Below are 6,495 nucleotides of genomic sequence, written 5' to 3'. Positions count from 1 at the left end.
GGCTACTTTAGCAGAAGAGCTATATGCTAATTTGAAGACTTCCGGGCTGGATGTTCTTCTGGATGACCGCCAGGAACGTCCAGGTGTAAAATTCGCTGATTCCGACCTGATTGGCCTGCCTGTCAGGGTAACGGTTGGCAAAAAAGCGAGTGAGGGCATTGTGGAAGTGAAAATCCGTAAAAATGGTGAAATGCAGGAAATCCATAAGGATCAACTTTCTGAAGCGCTTAAGACTTTATTGCAAGAACTATAGTAGTGCAGCGGGTCCTATTTCGGGACCCGCTTTTTTAAAATGTAAGACCACTCTGTAAAAATGTGTGTCTGAATAGCTAATTTACATACCTCATGTTGCAAAGTTTTTGCATGAGTGTCTTTGTAAAAGGTGATTGTTGATTTTTAATTCTTTTGATTGGAGTGGAATTCAAAAGTTGAGGTTTGCAGAGTCATATGGAAAATCCAAACACCGGTAACGGCATCATCATTTTGTGATATAATAACCTTTGCTTATATTGTACTCATAAAGATCTTAATCTTAATATTAGGCTAAATGCCTGTCAGATAGATAAATATTTTATGCTTTTTTAGATGGGAGGAGATGTAACCATGGGTGAACTTTCTACAGGGAAAAAAGAAAGGTTTCAGCTCCTGCTGCAGCAGCTGCAGCTTACAGAAGATGCAATTGTCACTCATTTTCAGAATGCTGAAATTGAAAGAGTGATTGTTGAAAAACAAGCAAGGAAGTGGCATTTTTATTTTCAGTTTGAAAGATTAATTCCTTGTGATCTATATAGTACATTCACCATGCAGTTAGAACGAACCTTTTCGCATATAGCTAAAATTTCCTACACTGTAAAAGTGCTTGAACAAGCAATTAATGACCAGGTAATACTGGAATACTGGAAGTCTTGCGTAAAAGAAATAGATGGGATCGCACCTCCGCTTTTAAAACTTTTAAATGAACAAAATCCAAAAATCCAGGGTACGAAAATCATCTTGAGTGTAAGAAATGAAACAGAAGGTCTTGCAATAAAAAGAAAATATGCAAGTATCATTACTGATATATACCAGAGTTTTGGTTTTCCGTTACTGACTATTGATACGGAAGTGAACGAAAACAGTACTTCTGATGAATATGAAAAGTTCATGAAGGCGAAAGAGAAGGAAGATCAGGAACGCGGATTAATGGCCATGATTGAAATGCAGAAGAAGGAAGCGGAAAAAGCACAGGGGGATGGTGCCCCGCAAAATGGTCCTCTTACAATTGGCCTTACGATCAAGGATGATGCTGATTTCCGCAAACTGGATGAAATTGTGGATGAAGAACGAAGAGTAGCAATCGAAGGATATGTTTTCTTTGCAGAAACGAAGGAATTGCGAAGCGGCCGAACTTTGTTAACATTTAAAATTACAGATTATACGAGCTCCATCATGGTTAAAATGTTCTCTCGCGACAAGGAAGATGCAGCTCTTTATCAGCGCGTCACTAAGGGAATGTGGCTCAAGGTTCGCGGCAGCATCCAAAATGATACATTCGTACGGGACCTTGTCATGATTGGTAATGATATCAATGAAATTAAGGCGAGAGGGAGAATCGATACAGCCCCTGAAGGGGAAAAAAGAGTCGAACTGCACCTTCATTCACCGATGAGCCAGATGGATGCAGTCACACCTGTCAGCGCACTAGTCGCACAGGCTGCAAAGTGGGGTCATAAGGCAGTTGCGATTACAGACCACGCAGTGGTTCAGTCATTTCCTGAAGCTTTCGGGGCAGGCAAGAAAAATGATATCAAGATTTTGTATGGTGTTGAAATCAACCTGGTTAATGATGGTGTACCAATTGCCTATAATGATGCGCATCGCATGCTGACAGAAGATACGTATGTCGTATTTGACGTAGAAACAACAGGTCTTTCAGCCGTTTACGATACAATCATTGAACTAGCTGCTGTCAAGATTCGCAACGGCGAAATCATTGACCGTTTTGAGTCATTTGCCAACCCGCATCACCGTCTGTCAGCGACAACAATCAATTTAACCGGAATCACCGACGATATGGTGAGCAACGCACCAGAAGTTAGCGAGGTGCTTCAAAGGTTCCATGCTTGGGCGGAAGACAGTGTACTAGTTGCCCACAATGCGTCATTCGATATGGGCTTCTTGAATGTTGGTTATAAAAAAATTGGAATAGGAAAAGCAACGAATCCGGTCATTGATACACTGGAACTAGGTAGATTCCTATATCCAGATATGAAGAACCACCGATTAAATACTTTGGCAAAGAAATTCGATATCGAGTTAACCCAGCATCACCGTGCGATTTACGATGCTGAGGCTACCGGCTACCTTATGCTGAGGATGCTAAAGGATGCCTCTGAAAAAGGGATTGAATATCATGACCAATTAAATGACAATATGGGCCAGGGGAAAGCTTACCAGCGTGCTCGTCCCTACCACGCTACTTTGCTGGCACAAAACGAAGTTGGTATGAAAAACATCTTTAAATTAGTTTCAATTTCGCACATTGATTATTTTTATCGTGTCCCCAGGATCCCTAGATCTGTTCTGAATAAGCACAGGGAAGGTATCCTGATTGGGTCTGGTTGTGATAAAGGTGAAGTGTTTGAGGGCATGATGCAGAAGGGCCCCGAAGAGGTGGAAGAAGCAGCACATTTTTATGATTATTTAGAAGTTCACCCTAAACAGGTTTATGCCCATCTGCTTGAAATGGAATTGGTGCGTGATGAAAAAGCGCTCGAAGACATTATTTCAAATATTGTCAAACTGGGAGAGAAACTAGAACTGCCGGTCGCTGCAACGGGAAATGTCCATTACCTGAATGAAAATGATAAAATCTATCGTAAAATTTTAGTCAGTTCACAGGGCGGTGCCAACCCGCTGAATCGCCATGAACTTCCGGACGTTCATTTCAGGACGACAAACGAAATGCTGGATGCCTTTAAATTTTTAGGTGCTGAAAAAGCGAAAGAAATAGTTGTAGAAAACTCAAATAAAATCGCTGATATGATTGATGTCATTAAGCCGATTAAAGATGATCTTTACACACCGAAAATAGAAGGTGCAGATGAAGAGATGCGGAGCATGAGTTATGGAATGGCCCGCAGTATCTATGGAGACGAGCTTCCGGAAATAGTAGAAGCACGGCTTGAGAAAGAACTGAAAAGTATCATTGACAACGGGTTCGCAGTTATCTATCTGATTTCTCATAAGCTTGTTAAGAAATCGCTAGATGATGGATATCTAGTTGGTTCACGTGGATCGGTCGGATCTTCCTTTGTAGCAACAATGACCGAGATTACTGAGGTAAACCCGCTTCCGCCTCATTATGTATGCCCTAAATGCAAAAAGTCTGAGTTCTTCAACGATGGATCTGTCGGCTCTGGTTTTGACCTGCCGGATAAGGACTGTCCAGACTGTGGCATTAAATACAAAAAAGACGGACATGATATTCCGTTCGAGACTTTCCTTGGATTTAAAGGGGACAAGGTTCCCGATATTGACTTAAACTTCTCAGGGGAATATCAGCCTAGAGCGCATAATTACACGAAGTTACTGTTCGGGGAAGAATATGTTTATCGTGCAGGAACGATTGGCACGGTCGCTGATAAAACTGCGTACGGATATGTAAAGGGTTATCAGGGTGACAATAATCTTCAGCTCAGGGGTGCTGAGATTGACCGCCTGGCATCAGGCTGTACCGGTGTTAAAAGAACAACAGGACAGCACCCGGGGGGAATTATCGTAGTTCCGGATTATATGGATATTTATGATTTTTCACCTATTCAGTTCCCTGCGGACAGTAACACCTCGGAATGGAAGACGACCCATTTTGACTTTCACTCCATCCATGACAATCTATTAAAACTTGATATACTTGGACATGATGATCCAACCGTTATCAGGATGCTTCAGGATTTGAGCGGTATCGATCCAAAGACCATCCCAACTGATGATCCAGAGGTCATGAAGATATTCAGTGGTACTGAATCACTAGGGGTTACCGAACAGCAAATTATCTCTAAAACTGGTTCGCTTGGCATCCCGGAATTTGGTACACGCTTCGTTCGCCAGATGCTTGAGGATACAAAACCAACCACTTTCTCTGAGCTAGTACAGATATCAGGTCTTTCCCACGGAACAGACGTATGGCTGGGAAACGCCCAGGAATTGATTCATAACAAAACCTGTAATTTAAGCGAAGTTATCGGCTGCCGTGATGATATCATGGTTTATCTTATCTACCAAGGATTGGAGCCGGCATTTGCTTTTAAAATCATGGAATCAGTTCGTAAAGGTAAAGGCTTGAGTGATGAAATGGAAGAAGAAATGCGTAAAAATAAGGTGCCAGAATGGTATATTGATTCCTGTAAAAAAATCAAGTACATGTTCCCTAAGGCCCACGCAGCTGCCTATGTATTGATGGCAGTAAGGATAGCGTATTTCAAGGTACATCATCCGCTCATGTATTATGCAGCATACTTTACTGTGAGAGCAGACGATTTTGACGTTGATGCAATGGTACGCGGTTCTGAAAGCATCCGCGCAACGATTGAGGAAATAAATGCAAAGGGACTTGACGCATCTACGAAGGAAAAGAACTTGATGACTGTAATGGAACTCGCTCTTGAAATGTGCGAGCGTGGATTCAGCTTTGCAAAAGTTGACCTGTATAAATCCAGTGCATCAGAATTCATCATTGAGGGAAACACCTTGATCCCGCCATTTAATGCAATACCTGGACTAGGCACGAATGCTGCCATCAATATCGTCAAGGCAAGGGAAGAGGGAGAATTTCTATCGAAGGAAGACCTTCAGCAGCGCGGGAAGATTTCCAAGACAATTCTTGAGTACCTCGACAACCACGGCTGCCTTCAGGGCATGCCTGACCAGAATCAGTTAAGCTTATTCTAAAAATCCCTGATGCTTACATGAGACAGACCAGTGTAACGAGAAGGCGAAAACTTTTTGAAACAGCTAAACGATAGGTCTTGACAATGCTTTTGGATTGGTATGTATTTGCATTAAATACCTGGTTATGTTATATTTTTATTGGAAATACTACGGATAACTCTGGCAGATGAGAGTGGGGAAACCCACTCTTTCGTGTTGTTACGCACTTTTTCGTGATAAAGAGTCATTAAGTATTAATGCTAATGAATGGTTAAAGATGTTGTGTCAAAGGAGGGATTTTATGAGCAAGGTTACCGAAACAGTGGAAGAGCTAGTAACTCCCATCTTAACTGAAAATGGACTAGAATTGGTTGACATCGAATACGTAAAAGAAGGAAAGAACTGGTTCCTGCGCGTATACATTGATAAGGACAACGGTATTGATATTGAAGAATGCGGCATAGTCAGTGAGCGACTGAGCGAAAAGCTTGATGCCCTTGATCCAATCCAGCATAACTACTTTTTGGAAGTTTCATCACCTGGTGCAGAACGTCCGCTTAAAAAGGAAAAAGATTATCAAAGATCAATTGGGAAAAATGTCTTCATTAAAACTTATGAACCATTTGATGGTGAAAAGGCTTTCGAAGGAATTTTAACCGATTACAATGGTGAAACCGTAACTGTTGAAGTAAAAATCAAGACGCGCAAGAAAACAGTTGTTCTCCCACTTGATAAGATTGCCAGCGCAAGGCTTGCAGTCACTTTTTCATAATCTGTCTAGAAATACTCGATAGTCTATTTATAAATAATGTTGGGAAGTAAAAAAGGGGGATTTTTATCTCATGAGCAGCGAATTGTTGGATGCTCTTTCGGTACTTGAAAAAGAAAAAGGCATCTCCAGGGACATTTTAATTGAAGCGATTGAGGCGGCGCTTATCTCTGCATACCGCCGAAACTTCAATCAGGCGCAAAACGTCCGAATTGATTTAAATTTTGGCAATGGTTCAATGCGCGTTTTTGCGAGAAAAGAAGTTGTGGATGAAGTATTCGATCCACGCCTGGAAATTTCATTAGAAGATGCCCAGAGAATCAATCCGAATTACCAGGTCGAGGATGTAGTTGAGCTTGAAGTTACGCCTAAAGACTTCGGAAGGATTGCAGCGCAGACAGCGAAGCAGGTTGTAACTCAGCGTGTGCGTGAAGCAGAAAGAGGCATCATCTATTCTGAATTTATTGATCGTGAAGAAGACATTATGACAGGTATCGTTCAGCGCCAGGATCCGAAATTCATCTATGTTAGCTTAGGTAAAATCGAAGCAATCCTGCCCGCAAATGAACAAATGCCTAACGAACATTATAAGCCTCACGACCGCATCAAGGTATTTATCACTAAGGTTGAAAAAACCACTAAAGGTCCACAAATCTTCGTTTCCAGAACCCACCCGGGACTGTTAAAGAGACTTTTCGAGATTGAAGTTCCTGAAATCTATGATGGTACTGTTGAAATTAAATCGGTTGCACGTGAAGCTGGTGACCGTTCTAAAATATCGGTTCATTCCGATAATGCAGAAGTCGATCCCGTCGGTT

Annotated in this window: 4 protein-coding genes; all 4 read left to right on the top strand. The window is 41.7% G+C overall.

The features are described from left to right. A partial coding sequence (locus WB217_RS06290) for a His/Gly/Thr/Pro-type tRNA ligase C-terminal domain-containing protein (RefSeq protein WP_423991704.1) occupies positions 1–253 on the top strand: 253 nt, incomplete at its 5' end. A gap of 350 nt (positions 254–603) precedes the next feature. Further along, complete coding sequence (locus tag WB217_RS06285) at positions 604–4,929, top strand: PolC-type DNA polymerase III (RefSeq protein WP_423991702.1); 4,326 nt, start codon at positions 604–606, stop codon at positions 4,927–4,929. Between the two features lie 280 nt (positions 4,930–5,209). Further along, on the top strand, positions 5,210–5,680 hold the full coding sequence (gene rimP, locus WB217_RS06280) for a ribosome maturation factor RimP (RefSeq protein WP_423991700.1): 471 nt from the start codon (positions 5,210–5,212) through the stop codon (positions 5,678–5,680). 70 nt (positions 5,681–5,750) lie between these two features. Beyond that, a partial coding sequence (gene nusA / locus WB217_RS06275; protein ID WP_423991698.1) for a transcription termination factor NusA occupies positions 5,751–6,495 on the top strand: 745 nt, incomplete at its 3' end.

The sequence above is a fragment of the Mesobacillus sp. genome (assembly GCF_049588175.1).
Taxonomy (GTDB): domain Bacteria; phylum Bacillota; class Bacilli; order Bacillales; family Cytobacillaceae; genus Mesobacillus.
The sequence above is the reverse complement of the archived record's forward strand: the minus strand, read 5'-3'. Positions and strand labels throughout refer to the sequence as shown.

What these genes read in the sequence shown, in the direction of transcription:
- rimP (WP_423991700.1), top strand. Translation starts at nt 5,210, where the DNA reads ATGAGCAAGGTTACCGAAACAGTGGAAGAGCTAGTAACTCCCATCTTA.
- WB217_RS06285 (WP_423991702.1), top strand. Translation starts at nt 604, where the DNA reads ATGGGTGAACTTTCTACAGGGAAAAAAGAAAGGTTTCAGCTCCTGCTG.